This is a genomic window from Variovorax paradoxus, assembly GCF_030811855.1.
Lineage (GTDB): Bacteria > Pseudomonadota > Gammaproteobacteria > Burkholderiales > Burkholderiaceae_C > Variovorax > Variovorax paradoxus_L.
On the sequence record NZ_JAUSRN010000021.1, the window covers coordinates 85104 to 100763 of the forward strand.

Annotated in this window: 18 protein-coding genes; 7 read left to right on the top strand and 11 right to left on the bottom strand. The window is 64.9% G+C overall.

Annotated elements, in window-relative coordinates; genetic code table 11:
* Position 1: 1 nt before the first annotated feature.
* Entirely contained in the window at positions 2–1036 is a 1035-nt protein-coding gene (locus tag J2X92_RS27615) for an ABC transporter substrate-binding protein (RefSeq protein WP_307580755.1), read from the bottom strand.
* Positions 1037–1367: 331 nt separating this feature from the next.
* Between J2X92_RS27615 and J2X92_RS27620 the strand changes: the two genes are divergently transcribed.
* Complete coding sequence (locus tag J2X92_RS27620; protein WP_307580756.1) at positions 1368–2450, top strand: aromatic ring-hydroxylating dioxygenase subunit alpha; 1083 nt, start codon at positions 1368–1370, stop codon at positions 2448–2450.
* Positions 2451–2462: 12 nt separating this feature from the next.
* Here J2X92_RS27620 and J2X92_RS27625 read toward each other — a convergent pair whose 3' ends face one another.
* Positions 2463–3872: a D-amino acid dehydrogenase gene (locus J2X92_RS27625; protein ID WP_373424885.1), complete on the bottom strand. Its 1410-nt coding sequence runs from the start codon at positions 3870–3872 to the stop codon at positions 2463–2465.
* Positions 3873–3893: 21 nt separating this feature from the next.
* On the opposite strand from J2X92_RS27625, the gene J2X92_RS27630 reads away from it, so the two are divergent.
* From J2X92_RS27630 to lpxO, 3 genes are all read left to right on the top strand, one after another.
* The gene (locus J2X92_RS27630; protein WP_055803119.1) at positions 3894–4361 is read left to right on the top strand and encodes a winged helix-turn-helix transcriptional regulator; all 468 of its coding nucleotides are present in this window, start codon (positions 3894–3896) and stop codon (positions 4359–4361) included.
* A gap of 69 nt (positions 4362–4430) precedes the next feature.
* Positions 4431–4829 (top strand): OsmC family protein, encoded by a 399-nt coding sequence (locus tag J2X92_RS27635; protein ID WP_307580761.1) that lies wholly within the window; start codon positions 4431–4433, stop codon positions 4827–4829.
* A gap of 81 nt (positions 4830–4910) precedes the next feature.
* Positions 4911–5807, top strand: coding sequence for a lipid A hydroxylase LpxO (gene lpxO / locus J2X92_RS27640; protein ID WP_307580763.1), 897 nt, complete (start codon positions 4911–4913; stop codon positions 5805–5807).
* A 27-nt stretch (positions 5808–5834) separates the two neighbouring features.
* Here lpxO and J2X92_RS27645 read toward each other — a convergent pair whose 3' ends face one another.
* A complete protein-coding gene (locus J2X92_RS27645) occupies positions 5835–6719 on the bottom strand; it encodes a LysR family transcriptional regulator (RefSeq protein ID WP_307580765.1) in 885 nt (294 codons plus the stop codon).
* Positions 6720–6843: 124 nt separating this feature from the next.
* Between J2X92_RS27645 and J2X92_RS27650 the strand changes: the two genes are divergently transcribed.
* The 3 genes from J2X92_RS27650 to J2X92_RS27660 are packed head-to-tail and all read left to right on the top strand — an operon-like array spanning position 6844 to position 9179.
* Entirely contained in the window at positions 6844–7836 is a 993-nt protein-coding gene (locus J2X92_RS27650; protein ID WP_307580767.1) for a Bug family tripartite tricarboxylate transporter substrate binding protein, read from the top strand.
* Positions 7833–8909: a threonine aldolase family protein gene (locus J2X92_RS27655; RefSeq protein WP_307580768.1), complete on the top strand. Its 1077-nt coding sequence runs from the start codon at positions 7833–7835 to the stop codon at positions 8907–8909. The genes J2X92_RS27650 and J2X92_RS27655 overlap by 4 nt, the downstream gene beginning before the upstream one ends.
* A gap of 45 nt (positions 8910–8954) precedes the next feature.
* Complete coding sequence (locus J2X92_RS27660; protein WP_307580771.1) at positions 8955–9179, top strand: oxidoreductase-like domain-containing protein; 225 nt, start codon at positions 8955–8957, stop codon at positions 9177–9179.
* Here the strand turns inward: J2X92_RS27660 and J2X92_RS27665 are convergent.
* The 8 genes from J2X92_RS27665 to J2X92_RS27700 form a co-directional block, all read right to left on the bottom strand.
* A complete protein-coding gene (locus J2X92_RS27665) occupies positions 9176–9652 on the bottom strand; it encodes a nucleoside deaminase (RefSeq protein WP_307580773.1) in 477 nt (158 codons plus the stop codon). The two genes, J2X92_RS27660 and J2X92_RS27665, sit on opposite strands and share 4 nt — an antisense overlap.
* Positions 9653–9662: 10 nt before the next feature.
* Positions 9663–10433 carry an ABC transporter permease gene (locus J2X92_RS27670; protein WP_307580775.1) on the bottom strand — a complete coding sequence of 257 codons (771 nt, stop codon included), beginning with the start codon at positions 10431–10433 and terminating at the stop codon, positions 9663–9665.
* A gap of 7 nt (positions 10434–10440) precedes the next feature.
* Positions 10441–11301: an ABC transporter ATP-binding protein gene (locus J2X92_RS27675; RefSeq protein WP_307580777.1), complete on the bottom strand. Its 861-nt coding sequence runs from the start codon at positions 11299–11301 to the stop codon at positions 10441–10443.
* The gene (locus J2X92_RS27680) at positions 11301–12335 is read right to left on the bottom strand and encodes an ABC transporter substrate-binding protein (RefSeq protein WP_307580779.1); all 1035 of its coding nucleotides are present in this window, start codon (positions 12333–12335) and stop codon (positions 11301–11303) included. Before J2X92_RS27680 ends, J2X92_RS27675 begins: the two co-directional genes overlap by 1 nt.
* 97 nt (positions 12336–12432) lie before the next feature.
* Positions 12433–13434: a TRAP transporter substrate-binding protein gene (locus J2X92_RS27685; RefSeq protein ID WP_307580781.1), complete on the bottom strand. Its 1002-nt coding sequence runs from the start codon at positions 13432–13434 to the stop codon at positions 12433–12435.
* Positions 13435–13477: 43 nt separating this feature from the next.
* Positions 13478–14743 (bottom strand): TRAP transporter large permease, encoded by a 1266-nt coding sequence (locus J2X92_RS27690; RefSeq protein WP_307580783.1) that lies wholly within the window; start codon positions 14741–14743, stop codon positions 13478–13480.
* A 1-nt stretch (position 14744) separates the two neighbouring features.
* Positions 14745–15359 carry a TRAP transporter small permease gene (locus J2X92_RS27695; protein WP_307580785.1) on the bottom strand — a complete coding sequence of 205 codons (615 nt, stop codon included), beginning with the start codon at positions 15357–15359 and terminating at the stop codon, positions 14745–14747.
* Between the two features lie 34 nt (positions 15360–15393).
* On the bottom strand, positions 15394–15660 hold a 267-nt coding region (locus J2X92_RS27700), incomplete at its 5' end, for a dihydrodipicolinate synthase family protein (protein ID WP_307580787.1).

Below are 15660 nucleotides of genomic sequence, written 5' to 3' on the forward strand. Positions count from 1 at the left end.
ATCATGTCTTGAGTGGGGTTCGTTCGCTGCGCAATGGCAGCATCGAAGTATTGAAGATCGCGTCAGACGCAGGCTTGACCTTGAGGCCGAAAACTTCGACGACCTCGTCGACCTGCAGCTCTAGCGTGAGCTTGTTGATGTCGCCCAGGCCGTGGCTTCGCGTATCGGCGGCGCCCACATATTGCGCCGTGACGCCCCAGCGTTCAAGCTCCATCCTTTCGTCGAGGATGGGTTCGCGCTGGCGCAGGGCCGCAATGCTGGGCGCGGGGTTGGCAAAGGTCTCGACGATGGCGCGGTTGGTGGCGCGCAGAAAGGCCGCAACCAGCCTGGGGTTCTGCGCGATCAGGTTGCTGCTCGCGAGAATGGCGTTGCCGTACAGGTTGACACCCGCATCCGCATACTTGAGCACAGAAAGCTCCTCGGGCTTCATGCGCGCAAAGAGAGAAATGGCCGAGTCATGAAAGTAAGTGGCGGCATCGACGTCGCCGCGCACCATCACATTGTCGCGCGCGCTGAAGTCGGTGGTCTGCCACTGGAAGGCGTCGCTGCGCATGCCCTGCTTGCGCGCCACCATCGGCCAGGCGCGGCGTGTCGATTCGACCGCCGCGGCCGCCACCTTCTTGCCGGCCAGGCTCTTGAAGTCGGTCGTCACGCCGCGGTCCTTGCGGCCGATGATCACGAAGGGCGCGCGGTTGTAGTACTGGTACACCGCCTGGACCATCGGGGTGCCGGGGTTCTGCGCATTGAACTCCACCAGCGAGCTGATGTCGCCCAGGCCCATCTGGTAGACGCCGCTCGCAATGCGTGTGATTGAGGCAACCGATCCGGCGCCGGTGTCGATGGTCACATCGAGCCCCTCATCCCTGTAGTAGCCCTTGCTGTGCGCAAGAAAGAACGGCGCGGTCTGCCCGTTGATGCGGAAGTCGAGCGTGAACTTGAGTGGGGTCAGCTTGCTGCCGCCCTGGGCGAACACGGCAGGGGCGGCGAGAGGGAGCAGGGTGGCTGCGCTGGCGCCAAGAAAAAGTCGACGTTGCATGTGGGGCCTCGGAATCTATTGAGTCTTGAATCCCCTGCACAAGACAGAGGCACTTCAAGAGCAATTTCCGGGCGGGCGCACAACGGTGGTGCGTGCGCTGCTGAACGCTTCTACTCTTGCGGGCGCTGATGCACGAGCCATGCCAAGCCGCATGCCGCGGTCTTTTGCTCGGGCATTGCACACGGAGCTTTGAAGAGGCGCGGCCCCGCGCCACAATGCGGGCGCGCAATTTGCAAGTCAGATGGCGCAGAGTAGAAGCGTTCAGCCCCCGCGGCAGGAAATTGCTCTTTCAAGTTCGTACGTACCCACGCGCAACAGAAGGAGTCCACGCATGCTCGTCACCCAACAACCCGTCTTCCGCAAGTTCTGGCATGCCGTCATGCCGCTCACCGACCTGGCCAAGGGCCCGAAGCCTTTCAGGCTGCTGGGCGAAGACATCGTTCTCTTCATCGACGCCGACGGCCAGCCGGCCGCATTGCGCGACCGCTGCTGCCATCGCACCGCCAAGCTGTCGAAAGGCTGGTGCGTCGATGCCGAAGGCCAGGCCTGCGGGCAGGGCGCCATTCAGTGCGGCTACCACGGCTGGACCTACGATCGCAGCGGGCAGGTGATCCGCATCCCGCAGTACGAGGCTGACCGCAAGATTTCGCCGGAGTACAAGACGACGGCCTATCGCTGCACCGCGCGCTACGGCTACGCATGGGTGGCGCTCGAAGAACCGATTGCCGACATTCCCGCCATTCCGGAGTTCGACGATGCGGGCTACCGCACCATCTTCCAGTTTTATGAAGAGTGGCAGACCAGCCCGATGCGTGCGCTCGAAAATTCTTTCGACAACTCGCACTTCAGCTTTGTGCACCGCGCCACCTTCGGCGTGGCCGCGAGCCCGAAGCCGAGCAAGTACGAGCTGGTGGAAAACGAAGGCGGCTTCTACGCTGAGACGGTGATCGAGGCGGTCAACCCCGTCAAGTTTCACGCCATCAGCGGCGTGACCGATCCAATCACCACGCGCCACATGCGCAACGCCTACTTCCTGCCGTTCTCGCGCCGGCTCGACATCGAGTATCCGAGCGGCGTGCGCCACATCATCATCAACTGCTTCACGCCCATCGACGACGGCCGCATGCAGCTGTGCCAATGGCTGTTCCGCAACGACACCGAGGCGGATTGCACCGCGCAGATGCTGATCGACTTCGACGAGGCGGTGACGCGCGAGGACAAGGACATCCTCGAATCGACCGACCCTGATGCATTGGTCGACACGCGCAGGCGGGGTGTCGAGTATTCGATGGAATCGGACCGGCCCGGCATGCTGATCCGCAAGCACCTGATGCAGCTGCTGGCGAAGCACGGCGAGGCGGAGATCTACCGCGGCATGACGAGCGCGACCATTCCGATTGCAAAAGCCGCTTGAGCGGCCGCTGCATCAAGCGTGTGCCGTTGCCGGGTTCGGGCGTGTTGCGCGCGGCGAGCCCTGCGCGTAGCGGTCCATCGCCAATCCGTCGGTGCGGATTTCCGGGCGCTGGCCTGTCACGAGGTCGGAGATGAGCTTGCCCGAGCCGCAAGCCATGGTCCAGCCCAGCGTGCCGTGGCCGGTATTCAGGAACAGGTTCGCATAGCGCGTGGCGCCGACGATCGGCGTGCTGTCGGGTGTCATCGGCCGCAGGCCGGTCCAGAAGGTGGCGCGCGGGAGGTCGCCGCCTGGGAACAGATCGCTCACCACTTTTTCGAGCGTGGCTCGGCGGTGCGGGTTCAGCCGCAGATCGAAGCCGCCAAGCTCGGCCATGCCGCCCACGCGGATGCGGTTGTCGAAGCGTGTCACGGCCACCTTGTAGGTCTCGTCGAGCACGGTCGATTGCGGCGCCAGCGATTCGTCGAGCAGGGGCACGGTGAGCGAGTAGCCCTTGACGGGGTAGACCGGGATGTCGAGGCCAAGCGATGTGATGGCGGCGCGCGAATAGCTGCCGAAGGCCATCACATAGCGGTCGGCCGTGAGGATCTTGCCGGCGCTGGTGCGCACGCCCGTGATGCGGTCGCCCGCCATCTCCAGGCCTTCGATCGCCTGGCCGAAGCGGAAGTCCACGCCCATGCCGCGTGCGATATCAGCCAGGCCGCGCGTGAACAGGTGGCAGTCGCCAGTCTCGTCGTTCGGCAGGCGCAGGCCGCCCGTGAGGCGATCACGTGCGCCGGCCAGCGCGGGTTCGACACGCGCCAGCGCATCGCGGTCGAGCAGCTCGTAGGGCACGCCGCATTCTTCGAGCACCGCAATGTCGCGTTGCACCGCGTCGAGCTGCGCCTGGGTGCGGAACAACTGCAGCGTGCCGCCGGTGCGGTGCTCGTAGTTGAGGCCGGTTTCCGCTCGCAGCTGCTGCAGGCAGCCGCGGCTGTATTCGGCCACGCGCATCATGCGTTCCTTGTTGACCGCGTAGCGCTCTGGCGAGCAGTTGCGCAGCATCGCCGCCATCCATCGCAGCTGGAACAGCGTGCCGTCAGGCCGGATCGACAGCGGCGCGTGCTTCTGGAACATCCACTTGATGGCCTTGAGCGGAATGCCGGGCGCGGCCCATGGCGTCGAGTAGCCCGGCGACACCTGCCCGGCGTTGCCGAAGCTGGTTTCTTCCGCGGGGCCGGACTGCCGGTCGAGCAGCGTCACGTCGGCGCCGGAGCGCGCAAGGTAGTAGGCCGTCGTGGTGCCGATCACGCCGCCGCCGAGAACGATGACTTTCATGGGTATTTCCGCGAATGAAGGTGAATAGATGGACTCTAAAGTGCACAATGCAGTGGATTTCATTGTTCTTATTGGTTTTGCAGTGAAATCCGCTGCGAGAAATCGCATTCATGCCACCTCCGAAGTGAAATGCCCGAACTCGACCGCATCGACCGCAAAATCCTCGACCTGCTGCAGCGCCAGGGCCGCATTTCCATGACCGAATTGGCCGAGCGCATCGGCCTCTCAGCATCGCCTTGCGCCGAGCGCGTGAAGCGCATGGAGCGCGAAGGCGTCATCAGCGGCTACCACGCACATGTGTCGCCCGAGGCGCTGGGCAAGACGCTGCTGGTGTTCGTCGAGATCAAGCTGTCGGCCAAGTCCGGCGACGTGTTCGACAAGGTGCGCAAGGAGTTGCTGCACATGCCCGAGGTGCTCGAGTGCCACCTGGTGTCGGGCAGCTTCGACTATCTGGTGAAAGCGCGCCTCAGCGGCATGAGCGAGTACCGACACCTCTTGGGCGACATCCTCAAGAAACTGCCCGTGGCGGCGGAATCGCACAGCTACGTGGTGATGGAGGAGATCAAGGAAACGCTGATGCTCGCGGTGGACCGCTGACAGGCCGCTCACAAGCAGCTGCTGCGGGCTACGATGGCGCCGCATTCACACCTCCACAAGGACATCGGCATGAGCATCACGGTCCGGCGCGACGGCACCACGGGTACGCGTCACATCCTCAAGATCCGCAACCATGAAATCGCCATCGACGCCTCCCCGGCCGGCGGCGGCAGCGACGCTGGCCCGGAGCCCCATGACCTTTACGACGCCTCGCTGGCTGCCTGCAAAGCGCTCACCGTGCTCATCTACGCGCGCCGAAAGGGCATGCCGGTCGAAGACATCGAGGTGATCGTCGACCGCGACGACAGCGAGGAGCGTAAGGGCGTCTACCGCCTGAAGTCGAGCCTGCGCCTGACCGGCGAATTGACCGAGGCGCAGCGCGACGAGCTGCTGCGCGTGGCGGGCAAGTGCCCGGTGCACCGGCTCATGACCGAGGTGAAGACCGAGATCGAGACCGGTTGGGCCTGAAACCCGTGGTCAGGTCCGATTTGGGGGGACGATTTACACTACCCGGTTCCCCCCGGCGCCGTCCACAGGACACTTTCAACAATGAAGTGGGTCATTCTTGCGATCTTCGCGCTCAGCGCGCTTTACGTTCATTTCCGCGGCCAGGTGCGGCATCGCTTCTTCAGGCAGCTGTCTGATCACTCGACCTTCCTGGCGCCGCTGAACGCCTTCATGTACATCTTCTCGAAGGTGCCGAGCACGCCGTACCTGTCGCCCGCGCAGTTTCCCGAAATGCGCGTGCTCGAGGACAACTGGCAGGTCATCCGCGAAGAGGCGCTTGCCATGCGCAACGGCGGCAGCATCAAGGCTTCGAGCCAGTTCAACGACGTGGGCTTCAACTCCTTTTTCAAGAGCGGCTGGAAGCGGTTCTACCTCAAGTGGTACGACGAGGCGCATCCCTCGGCGGCCGTGCTTTGCCCGCGCACCACAGAGCTGCTCAAGGGCATCGGAACCATCAAGGCGGCCATGTTCGCCGAGTTGCCGCCGGGTAGCCGCCTCGTGCGCCACCGCGATCCCTTCGCCGGTTCGCTGCGCTACCACCTGGGCCTGTGGACGCCGGGCGTCGAGGGCTGCTACATCGACGTGGACGGCCAGCGCTATCACTGGCGCGACGGCGAGGCCGTGGTGTTCGACGAGACTTACATCCACTATGCCGAGAACACGACCGAACACGACCGCGTGATCTTGTTCTGCGACATCGAGCGGCCACTGAAGTACCGCTGGGCCAGCGCCGTGAACCGCTGGTTCGCCAAGAACCTGCTCGCCGCCGCCAGTTCGCCCAACGAGGCCGGCGACAAGACGGGCGGCATCAACCGCGCGTTCAAGTACATCTACCAGATCCGCGTCATCGGCAAGCGCCTCAAGGCCTGGGACAAGCGGGCCTACTACCTCGTGAAGTGGTCGATCTTCGGCGGCCTTGCGCTCTGGATCTTCTGGTAGAGCGCAAGCCTTCCGCGCGAACGCGCCTCACCGATGCGGCCGCATGCCGAAGGCCGCGGCAAAAGCTTCAGCTACGGCTTCGACATTGCGATTGCCAGCGTCCGAGCTGCGCCAGACCAAGGAGAGCTTGCGGAACGGGGCACGGCTTCCGAGGCTCACTTCTCGCACCGCATAGGCCTCGACCAGCGGCCGCCTGGGTTGGGGAACGACGGAAACCCCCAGGCCCTGGGCGACCATCGCCACGATCGCGTCCATCGAGCGCAGTTCCATGGCGCAGCGTGCATTCGGAATCTGGCTGCGCACGTAGCGCGCGGCCACGCGTCCTCCCGCAAGAGACAGGTCGTAGCCGATCCAGTCATGGGCCTCCAGCAATTGCCTGGCCGTTTTGCCGGAGGCATTCGGCGGCGCCAGCAGCACATAGGGCTGGCGGTGCAACTCCCGCCAGACGAGCCGGCGCGAACCGCCGGATTCCGGCCTGACAAGCAATGCAAGGTCGAGCCGCGCCGCCTTCAGTTCTGAAATCAGCTCGCCGCTGTCATTCAGCGGCGGCACCACGATCTCCAGCGATGGATGCCGCTGGCGAAGCGCATGGAGCGCCTGCGGCAGCACGTCGCTCTGCATGCTGGTGATCACGCCCACCTTGACGCGGCCCGCCACTTCCACGACCGGGCGGAAGCGCAGCATCTGGAGCCTGTGGGAAAAATCGCCCACGGCGTCCACCACCTCGCGGGCAAAGGCCGTGGGCATCACCACGCGGGTCGAGCGATCGAACAACGGTTTGCCGAAATACTGCTCCAGTTGCTTGACCTGCAGGCTCACCGCGCTCGGACTGCAGCCCACCACGCCGGCCGCCGCGGTGAAGCTGCCCTGTTCGAGGATGGTTCTCAACGTGACGAGCATCGCGAGATTCATGAAAAAACCTCACAGTTGATATTTGGACATATCGCTTTACTCATTGTAGGGAGTGCTTAGGATCGAACGGCGTTTGCTCCAGCTCTGTCCCGATCCCTCAACCTGCACGACCGACACCTTCACCATGAACGACACCCGACACCACTCTTTCGCGCGCGCCAAGCGGCTGGCATGCATGCTGGGGCTCGCACTCGCCGCGTGGCAGGCGCACGCGGCCGATGCGTGGGTACCCGAGCGCGCCATCCACCTGGTCTCGCCGAGTCCGCCGGGCGGCGGCACCGACGCCGTCTGCCGCCTGCTTGCGGCCAAGCTCGGCGAGCAGGCCGGATGGCAGGTCGTCGTCGATACGAAGCCAGGCGCGGGCAACAACATCGGCCTGGATTTCGGCGCGAAAGCGCCGCCCGACGGCTACACCGCCGTACTGGGAGAAACCAGCAACCTCGCGGTCAACCAGTTTCTCTACAAGAAGCTCAGCTTCGATCCGGTCAAGGATCTCGCGCCGGTGGCGCTGGTGGGCACCGGCGTTTCGGTGCTGGTCGTGCGGGCCGACAGCTCGTTCGACAACCTGGCCTCGTTGCTGGCGGGCTCGAAGAAGAAGCCGCTCGCCTATGCCTCGTCCGGCAACGGAACTGTCGGGCACCTGGTGTCCGAGAACCTGCGCGTTACCGTGGGCGCAGATCTTTTGCACGTGCCCTACAAGGGCGGCGGCCCCGCCATGGCGGACATGCTGGGAGGACAGGTCGACTTCTACGTCTCGTCGCTGGTTTCGGCACTGCCGCTGATCAAGAGCGGCAAGCTGCGGGCGCTCGCGGTGACCTCGGGCACCCGGGACGTGTCGCTGCCCGATGTTCCCACCTTCGTCGAGAGCGGCTTCAAGGGATTCGAGTACTACACCCTCTATGGCGTCGTGGTGCCTGCGAAGACGCCGGAGCACATCGTGCGGACCATGAACAAGGAAATCAATCGCGTGCTCGACACGGCGGAGGTCCGGGCCAATCTGGCGGCGCGCGGCATCTATGTGCGTACCGGCACGCCCGAAAGTTTCGATGCGTTCCTGAAGAGCGAAAGAAAAAAGTGGGCAGCGCTCGTGAAGGCCACCGGAGCGACCGCCGAATGACGCAGGCCGCAACAACGATGGCGGACGGGGCGGAACAACCGCCGGTGGACCTTCGCAGCGACACGGTGACGCGGCCCACGCCGCAGATGTACGAGCGCATGGCCTCGGCACCACTGGGCGACGACGGGCTCGACGGCGACCCGACCGCGCAAGAGCTGGAGGCAACGGCCGCGGGTTTGCTCGGGAAAGAGGCCGCGCTGTATGCGCCGAGCGCCACGATGGCCAACCTCCTGGCCATCCTCGCGCAAGCCCAGCGCCAGGAACTCGTGCTTGCCGAAGCGGCATCGCACATCTACGTGGCCGAGCGGGGCGCCGCGGCGCTGACCGGCGCGTTCTATCAGGGCATTGCGGGCGTCGATGGCGCCATGGACCTGGACCTGCTCCAGGAGGCCCTCGCGCCGGGCCGCAACAAGCTGCCAACCGGCGTCGTGTGCCTGGAAACTTCCCACAACAACGCCGGCGGGGCGGTGCTGCCGCTTGCGCACATGCAGGCCATGTTCGAGGCGTCCAGGCAAGCGGGAGCCGCCGTCCACCTCGACGGTGCGCGGCTGATGAATGCGGCCGTGGCCCTGGATGTGCCGGCGGCGCGTATTGCAGCTTTCGCCGACACAGTTTCGCTCTGCCTGTCCAAGGGCCTGAGTGCGCCCATGGGTGCCGTGCTCGCGGGGCCTGCCGCCACCATCGAACGTGCCCGCTGGCTCAGGAAATTGCTCGGGGGCGGCCAGCGTCAAGTGGGCATTGCCGCGGCCGCAGGGCTGGTGGCCGTTACCACCATGGTGGAACGGCTTGCACAGGACCACGCCAACGCGAGCCGGCTCGCCCGCGGAACAAGCCGGATTCCAGGCCTCACTGTCAATGCGCCCCAGACCAATATCGTGCAGGTCGACGTGAAGGCCACGGGGCTCGATGTCGTTCAATGGGAGGCCGCGCTCAAGAGGCTGGGCGTCTTGGTCCGTCCGTGGGGCAGGCATCGGCTGCGCTGCGTCACCCATCGCCACATCGGCGAGCATGAGGTCGACCTTGCCCTGGAGGCTTTCGCCGCGGTTGCCGCATCGGCACCGGCCGCGGCTTGATCCCGACAGGCCTGCCGAAGCGCCGACAATCGGTCGGTGCCTGCCATGTTTCTTTCTGAACAAGACCTCGCTCCTCCGACCGATCTCGCCAGCGCCCAGGCGCTGATTGCGAGCGTCCAGTCGCTTCTCCGGGCTCGAGGCCTTGCCTTGCGCATGCCGCCACCGGAGCCCACCACCTGCTGCGGGCGCGGCTGCAATGGCTGCGTGTGGGAAGGCTGGCTCGCGGCCATCGCGTACTGGCGCGACGAGGCGTCGCTGCTGCTGGCCTAGCGGGATTCCCAGAAGCCGCGGTGCGTGGCGATCATTTCTTCCGCCACTTCGGGCACCGGGCCGATGACCTCGATCTTCTTCTGCCCGCGCGCGAATACTTCGCGGCAGGGCAGGCTCAGTGTGGGGTTCTCGGGGTGGTCGCCCGTGAGCGTGAGCAAGGCGCTTTCTTCTGCGCCGTAGACGATGTGGCCGATGTGGGCCCAGTAGCTGGTTCCCGCGCACATCGCGCAAGGCTCGAAGGTCGTGACCAGCGTGCATTGCCACAAATAGTCCGGCGGCCAGTTCTGCGCGGCATGGCGCGCCAGCGTGGCTTCGGCGTGGTTCACCGTGTCGATGTTCCCTTGCTCGGCCAGGATGGTTTCGCCGTCGGGCGCGACGAGCACGGCGCCGAAGGGGTGGCGGCCCATCGCCATGGCGCGGCGGGCCACTTCGTCGGCATGGCGCAGTGCTCGGATGATCTGGTCGCGTGTCATCCGCGGTGCCTTATTGGTTTTGCGATCCGCGGTGCGCCCAGCCGGTGGTGTGCTTCTCGATCACGCTGAAGAGTTCGTACATCAGCATGGCCATGGCGCCGACCACCATCAGGCCCGCGAACGCCAGGCCCATCTGCATGGCCGAGCCGGCCGAGATGAGAAGGTAGCCGATGCCTTCGTTGGCGGCGGTCATTTCGCTCACCGTGGTGCCGACAAAGGCCAGCGTGATCGCGACCTTCAGCGAGCCGAAGAAGTAGGGCATGGAGCGCGGCAGGCCGATCTTCATCAGCACGTCCCAGCGCTTGGCGCCGAGCACGCGCAGCACGTCTTCCAGCTCGGGCTCCAGCGTGGCAAGGCCGGTGGCGATGTTGACCATGATCGGGAAGAAGCTGATCAGGAACGCCGTGAGAATCGCCGGGCCCACGCCGATGCCGAACCACACCACGAGGATGGGCACGAAGGCCGCCTTTGGGAGCGCGTTGAATGCCGTCATGAGCGGATAGATCGCCGCATACGCGATGCGCGAGCTGCCGATGACGAAGCCCAGCAGCACGCCCACCACGATGGCCAGCCCGAAGCCCGCCATCGTGACCCAGAAGGTGCGCCACGCATGGCCCGCGATGATTTCCTTGAACTCCCAGAACTGGTTCCAGATGCGCAGCGGGCTCGGAAAGATGAAGTCCGACACGCCGAAGCCCGCGCAGATCACCTGCCACAGCAGGATGACAGCGATGAGCAGCAGCCAGGGCGACCAGCGTTCGAGTTGCTTGGTGTTCTTCATGGCGCCCTCAGTGAGACACGGCGGCAGCGGCGGTTTGCGCCGCGCTGATGCCGGTGTTGCGAATGGCGCCAATGTGCCCGCGAAGCTCCAGCACGATGTCGGTGAACTCCTTGGTGTAGGTGAGCTCCAGCTCGCGCGGACGCGGCAGCTCGATCTCGCGCTTGACCACAAAGCGGCCCGGGCTCTTGCTCATCACGTACACCGTGTCGGCCAGGAACACCGATTCGCGCAGGTCGTGCGTCACCAGGATCACGTTGAACTGCTGCTCGGTCCAGAGGTCGCGCAGGATGCACCAGAGCTCCTCGCGCGTGAAGGCGTCGAGCGCGCCGAAGGGCTCGTCGAGCAGCAGCATCTTGGGTTCGTGGATGAGTGCGCGGCAAATGCTTGCACGCTGCTGCATGCCACCCGAGAGCTGCCACGGAAACTTGTCTTCGTAGCCCGCGAGGCCCACCTTCTGCAGCAGCTTGCGCGCGCGCTCGACGTATTCCTTGCGCTTGGCCTTGAAGTTGGAGCGGTAAGGTTCGACGATTTCAAGAGGCAGCAGCACGTTGTCGACCGTGGTGCGCCACGGCAGCAGCGAAGGCGCCTGAAAAGCCATGCCCGAGATCTTGAGCGGCCCGGTCACGGGCTGACCGTCGATGCGGATCTTGCCCATCGACGGCATCTTGAGGCCCGTGGTGAGTTTCATGAAGGTCGACTTGCCGCAGCCCGAGGGACCGACGATGGCGATGAATTCGCCGCGCTTCACCTTCAGGTCGATGGCTTCGACCGCGAAGTGGTTGGCGCGCAGCAGCTCTTCGTTGTAGGCGAGCCAGACGTCCTGGAAATCGACGAAAGGAGCAGCGGCTGCGCCCGATGCGTCCGCCATCACTTGCGCAGCACGCCGTTGAGCTCGGCTGCCGGCGGCAGCAGTGCAGCGGTCCACACGGCGTCGGGGCTCACGCGGGTCTTGGTGTTGAACGCGTCCGACACCTGCGAGGCCATCAGCGACATGCGGCCCGCGTTCACCGCACCGAAGCCTTCGCTGCGCGCGTCGGCGCTGTTGATCACGGTGTCGATGGCCAGCTGCAGGCGGCGGGTTTCGAGCTTGCTGTCGATGATGCCGTCGCGCGCCTTCACCGATTCGATGGCCACCGCCGGGTTGGCGATGACTTCCTTCGCGCCCTTGGCAAAGGCCGAGAGGAATTTCTTCACCGCCTCGGGGTTCTCCTTGATGAGCTTGGGCGACGCGATGATCACGTTGCCGTAGAGCTTCACGCCGTAGTCGGGGTAGGGCAGCACGACGATGTCGGCGGCCTTGGCGCCGCGCGCCTCCAGGTTCAAGAGCGAGGTGAAAGTGAAGCCGGTGATCGCGTCGATGTCGCCGCGGATCAGCATGGTTTCGCGCAGGGTCGGGTCCATGGCGGTCCAGTTCACTGCGCCGATGTTGTTGGCCTTCGCAAAGATCGGGAACGCGCGGCGGCCGGCGTCGAACACCGGTGCGCCCATCTTCTTGCCGGCCAGGTCGGCCGGCTTGGCAATGCCGCTCTTCTTGAGCGCCATGACCGAGGCCGGCGTGTTGTTGTAGACCATCATCACCGCTACCGGCTTGTTCGGGCTGTCGGGGTTGTTGGCGTGGAATTCCATCAGCGCCGCCAAGTCGGCAAAGCCCATGTCGTAGGCGCCGGAGGCCACGCGCGTGACCGTGCCGCCCGAGCCGTTGCCTGCGTCGATGGTCACGTCGAGGCCAGCGGCCTTGAAGTAGCCCTTGGCCGCGGGATGCAGGAACAGGGCGGCCGGTCCTTCGAAGCGCCAGTCGAGCTGGAACTTGATCGGCGTCGTGGTCTGGGCAAAGGCCGAAGAAAGGCCGAAGCTGAGGGCCGAGGCGGCGAGGAAGGACTGGAGAAGTTGGCGCTTGTTCATGCGGGATCCGTAAAGGTGAATGCTTCAGCATTCAAGCAAAAACGGTGCCCGCACGCGATTGGTGCGAACCCTTCCGCCGGCCCCGCGCCTGGCTGGCTCAGAGTGCCGCGCCAATCTTGCGCAGTTCGGCGATCTGCGGCGCCTTGGGCAGCCAGATCTTGTCGAACTCCGCAATGATCGGCGCAGGGTTGTAGCCTGCGTCGCTCTTGATGGTGATGCCGCTGGCCTTGAACTTGTCGACCAAGCCGAGCTCGGTGGTAACGATGTCCTTGATTTGCGCGTCGAGCGACTGCTTCACCAGGTCGGTGATGAGCGCCTTGTCCTTGGCGTCGAGCGTCTGCCAGATGCGGCCCGACACCAGCGGCGCAAAAGGCATGAACAGCGCGTTCATCGGCAGCATCGTCTTGGCCACGCGGTCGAAGCGCTGGTTCCACGAGAACTCGATGTCCGCCTCGAGCCCGTCGACCTGCCCGTTCGACATGGCATCGAATACGCCGGGCGTCGGAATCGGCGTGGGCGCGGCGCCCAGCAGCTGGTAGAAGTCGCGGTACACCGGCGTCGGGTTGATGCGCAGCTTCATGCCCTTGAGATCGGTGGGCGCCGAGATGGGCTTGGTGGAAAACACCACGCGCATGCCGGTGATGCCCCAGCCGAGGCCAATGGTGCCGGTTTCGCGCGGCAGCACGTCGAGCAGCTTCAGCGCGGCGGGCGTGCGCACCAGCGAGGCCACGTTGGTAGTCGAGCGCACGAGGTAGGGCGCGTTGATGGCCGCCACGCTGGACACGCGCGAACCGAGTTCGGCGGCCTGGATCCAGCCCATGTCCAGCGCGCCGGACTGCAGCTGCTGCATCATGGCCGACTCGTTGCCCAACTGACCCGAATGGAACACGGTGGCGCTCAAGCGTCCGTCGGTCGCCTTCTTTAGCGCCTCGCCGAAGCCCACGGCAGCGCGGTTCCACGAGTGGCCGGCCGGCGTGATGAGGCCGAGCCGGAATTCCTTGGCGGCCGCTGCGCGCGACACGGTGGTGAAGAGAGCGGACGACGCTGCGGCGGTTCCGGCGGCGGCCTGGACGACGAATTTGCGGCGGGAAAGGGACATGCGAGGCTCCGGTTGAATGAAGGGGAAGGAAGAAGGGCGGGACTTACTTGATGAGCGCGAGCGACAGGCTCGGGAACAGCGACAGCAACACCAGCGCCGCGCAGCAGATCAGGAAGAACGGCAGCGTGACGATGAACATCTTTCCGGGCTTGGCGCCGGTCACGGCGGAAGCCACGAAGAAGCTCAGTCCTACGGGCGGCGTCATCAGCCCCAGCACGAGGTTGATCACCACCACCACGCCGAAATGGCGCGGATCGATGCCGTAGATTTCGGTGGCAATGGGCAGCAGGATGGGCACCGTCATGATCAGCCCCGGAATGCCGTCGATCACCGTTCCGATCACCAGCAGGATGAGGTTCACCAGCAGCAGGAACGTGATCGGGTCTTTCGCCACGGTCTGGATCCACGTGGCCGTCGCCTGCGGCACCTTGCCGTAGATCAGGAGCCACGAGAACACGGCGGCCGCAGCCACCAGGAACAGCACCACCGCCGAGTAGATTGCCGACTTCAGCAGGATCTGCGGAATCATCGCGAAGCGGAATTCCTTGGTGACGTAGCGGCCCACCAGCACCGCGGCCACTGCGCCCACCGCCGCCGACTCGGTCGGATTGGCGACGCCGCCCAGGATCGAGCCGACGATGACGATGGGAATCAACAGCGTGGGGCAGGCCGTGAGCATCGTGTGCAGGCGCTGCCTGATGGTCCGCTTCGCCGTGCGTGGGTAGTCGTAGATGAACCCCATGCACGCAATCACGATGAAGAACAGCACCGTGAGAATCACGCCCGGAATGATGCCGGCAATGAGCATGTCGCCCACCGCCACCTGCGCAAGCACGCTGTACACCACGAACATCACCGAGGGCGGAATGATCGGCCCCAGCATGCCGCCGTACACCGTGATGCCGGCCGCGAAGGTCTTGTCGTAGCCCTGCTTCTCCATCTCGGGCACCATGATCTGGCTCATGATCGCCACCTGCGCGGTGGCCGATCCGATGATCGACGACACCAGCATGTTGGCCAGGATGTTCACGTAGGCAAGGCCGCCCTTCACCGAGCCGATGAAGGCCAGCGCGAGGTCGACCAGGCGCTTTGTGATGCCGCCGCCGTTCATGATTTCGCCGATCAGGATGAACAGCGGAATCGCGATGAGGCTGTAGCTGTCGACGCCGCCGAACATCTGCACCGGGAACGACTGGAACAGCACCGTGTCGCCGGAGTCGAGGATGTAGACGATGCCCGCAAGGCACAGGCAGGCGCCGATCGGCACGCCCACCAGCATGATCAATAGAAAGAATGCGGAAGTCAGCATGTCAGTTCACCGCGTCTGCGTTGGTCACGTGAAACTCGGTGTGCGTGCGCCGGGGCTGCAGGCCGAGGTCTTCGATGAGATTCGAGAGGGCATGCAGGCTGAGAGTGGCCGAGAAGATCGGCAGGATCAGCTGGATGGCCCAGACTGGCCAGTTCAGCGTCTGCGTGCGCTCGGTATAGAGAAAGTTGAAGGACTCGGCGGCATATTCCTTGGCATCGAAGCCCCAGCGCACGATGCCCACAGGGTCCATGTAGAGCCAGCACATCGCCAGCAGCGCAAGACCGAGCAGCAGCACGCCGCCAGAGGCACTGGCCTTGGCGACGCGCACGGCTTTTGCGCCCATCTTGTCGGTGAGCAGCGTCACCGCAAAGTCGAGCCGCAGCCGCGTCATCGCGGAAGCGCCGATGAAGGTGAGCCACACCACGCAGTACACCGAGGCCTCATCGACCCAGTAGAGCGGAAAGCCGCCATAGCGCGTGACCACGTTCAGCAGCACCAGCACGATGAGCAAACCCATCAAGCCCGAGAGAAGGCGGCGCTCGAAGCCCAGGACGAAGTCCGACGCGTCGAGCACCCAGCGGGAGAAGCCCCCGCGTTTCAAGGCATGTTCTTCCATGGTGTTATGGCCTTGCGGTGAGAGGTGCGCGGGATCAGGGAACCGACTGGTACTGCACAGGCCGCGTGGCCAGCGCCTTCTTCACGATCGCTTCCACGGCCGCGCGCTCCTCGCCGATGAGCGGCAGCCGCGGACGGCGCATGTGCTCGCTGCCCACGCCCACCAGCGCGTCGATCAGCTTCAGGTTCTGCACCAGCTTGTTCGACACATCCAGGTGCAGCATCGGCGTCATCCACTGGTACAGCTTCAGCGCCTCGGCAAACTGGCCGGCCTTCATCAGGTCGTACAGCGCCACCGTCTC

Excerpts from the sequence above, each read along its gene's own strand:
- J2X92_RS27615 (WP_307580755.1), bottom strand. The coding sequence starts at position 1,036 with ATGCAACGTCGACTTTTTCTTGGCGCCAGCGCAGCCACCCTGCTCCCT.
- J2X92_RS27620 (WP_307580756.1), top strand. The coding sequence starts at position 1,368 with ATGCTCGTCACCCAACAACCCGTCTTCCGCAAGTTCTGGCATGCCGTC.
- J2X92_RS27625 (WP_373424885.1), bottom strand. The coding sequence starts at position 3,872 with ATGCGATTTCTCGCAGCGGATTTCACTGCAAAACCAATAAGAACAATG.
- J2X92_RS27630 (WP_055803119.1), top strand. The coding sequence starts at position 3,894 with ATGCCCGAACTCGACCGCATCGACCGCAAAATCCTCGACCTGCTGCAG.
- J2X92_RS27635 (WP_307580761.1), top strand. The coding sequence starts at position 4,431 with ATGAGCATCACGGTCCGGCGCGACGGCACCACGGGTACGCGTCACATC.
- lpxO (WP_307580763.1), top strand. The coding sequence starts at position 4,911 with ATGAAGTGGGTCATTCTTGCGATCTTCGCGCTCAGCGCGCTTTACGTT.
- J2X92_RS27645 (WP_307580765.1), bottom strand. The coding sequence starts at position 6,719 with ATGAATCTCGCGATGCTCGTCACGTTGAGAACCATCCTCGAACAGGGC.
- J2X92_RS27650 (WP_307580767.1), top strand. The coding sequence starts at position 6,844 with ATGAACGACACCCGACACCACTCTTTCGCGCGCGCCAAGCGGCTGGCA.
- J2X92_RS27655 (WP_307580768.1), top strand. The coding sequence starts at position 7,833 with ATGACGCAGGCCGCAACAACGATGGCGGACGGGGCGGAACAACCGCCG.
- J2X92_RS27660 (WP_307580771.1), top strand. The coding sequence starts at position 8,955 with ATGTTTCTTTCTGAACAAGACCTCGCTCCTCCGACCGATCTCGCCAGC.
- J2X92_RS27665 (WP_307580773.1), bottom strand. The coding sequence starts at position 9,652 with ATGACACGCGACCAGATCATCCGAGCACTGCGCCATGCCGACGAAGTG.
- J2X92_RS27670 (WP_307580775.1), bottom strand. The coding sequence starts at position 10,433 with ATGAAGAACACCAAGCAACTCGAACGCTGGTCGCCCTGGCTGCTGCTC.
- J2X92_RS27675 (WP_307580777.1), bottom strand. The coding sequence starts at position 11,301 with ATGGCGGACGCATCGGGCGCAGCCGCTGCTCCTTTCGTCGATTTCCAG.
- J2X92_RS27680 (WP_307580779.1), bottom strand. The coding sequence starts at position 12,335 with ATGAACAAGCGCCAACTTCTCCAGTCCTTCCTCGCCGCCTCGGCCCTC.
- J2X92_RS27685 (WP_307580781.1), bottom strand. The coding sequence starts at position 13,434 with ATGTCCCTTTCCCGCCGCAAATTCGTCGTCCAGGCCGCCGCCGGAACC.
- J2X92_RS27690 (WP_307580783.1), bottom strand. The coding sequence starts at position 14,743 with ATGCTGACTTCCGCATTCTTTCTATTGATCATGCTGGTGGGCGTGCCG.
- J2X92_RS27695 (WP_307580785.1), bottom strand. The coding sequence starts at position 15,359 with ATGGAAGAACATGCCTTGAAACGCGGGGGCTTCTCCCGCTGGGTGCTC.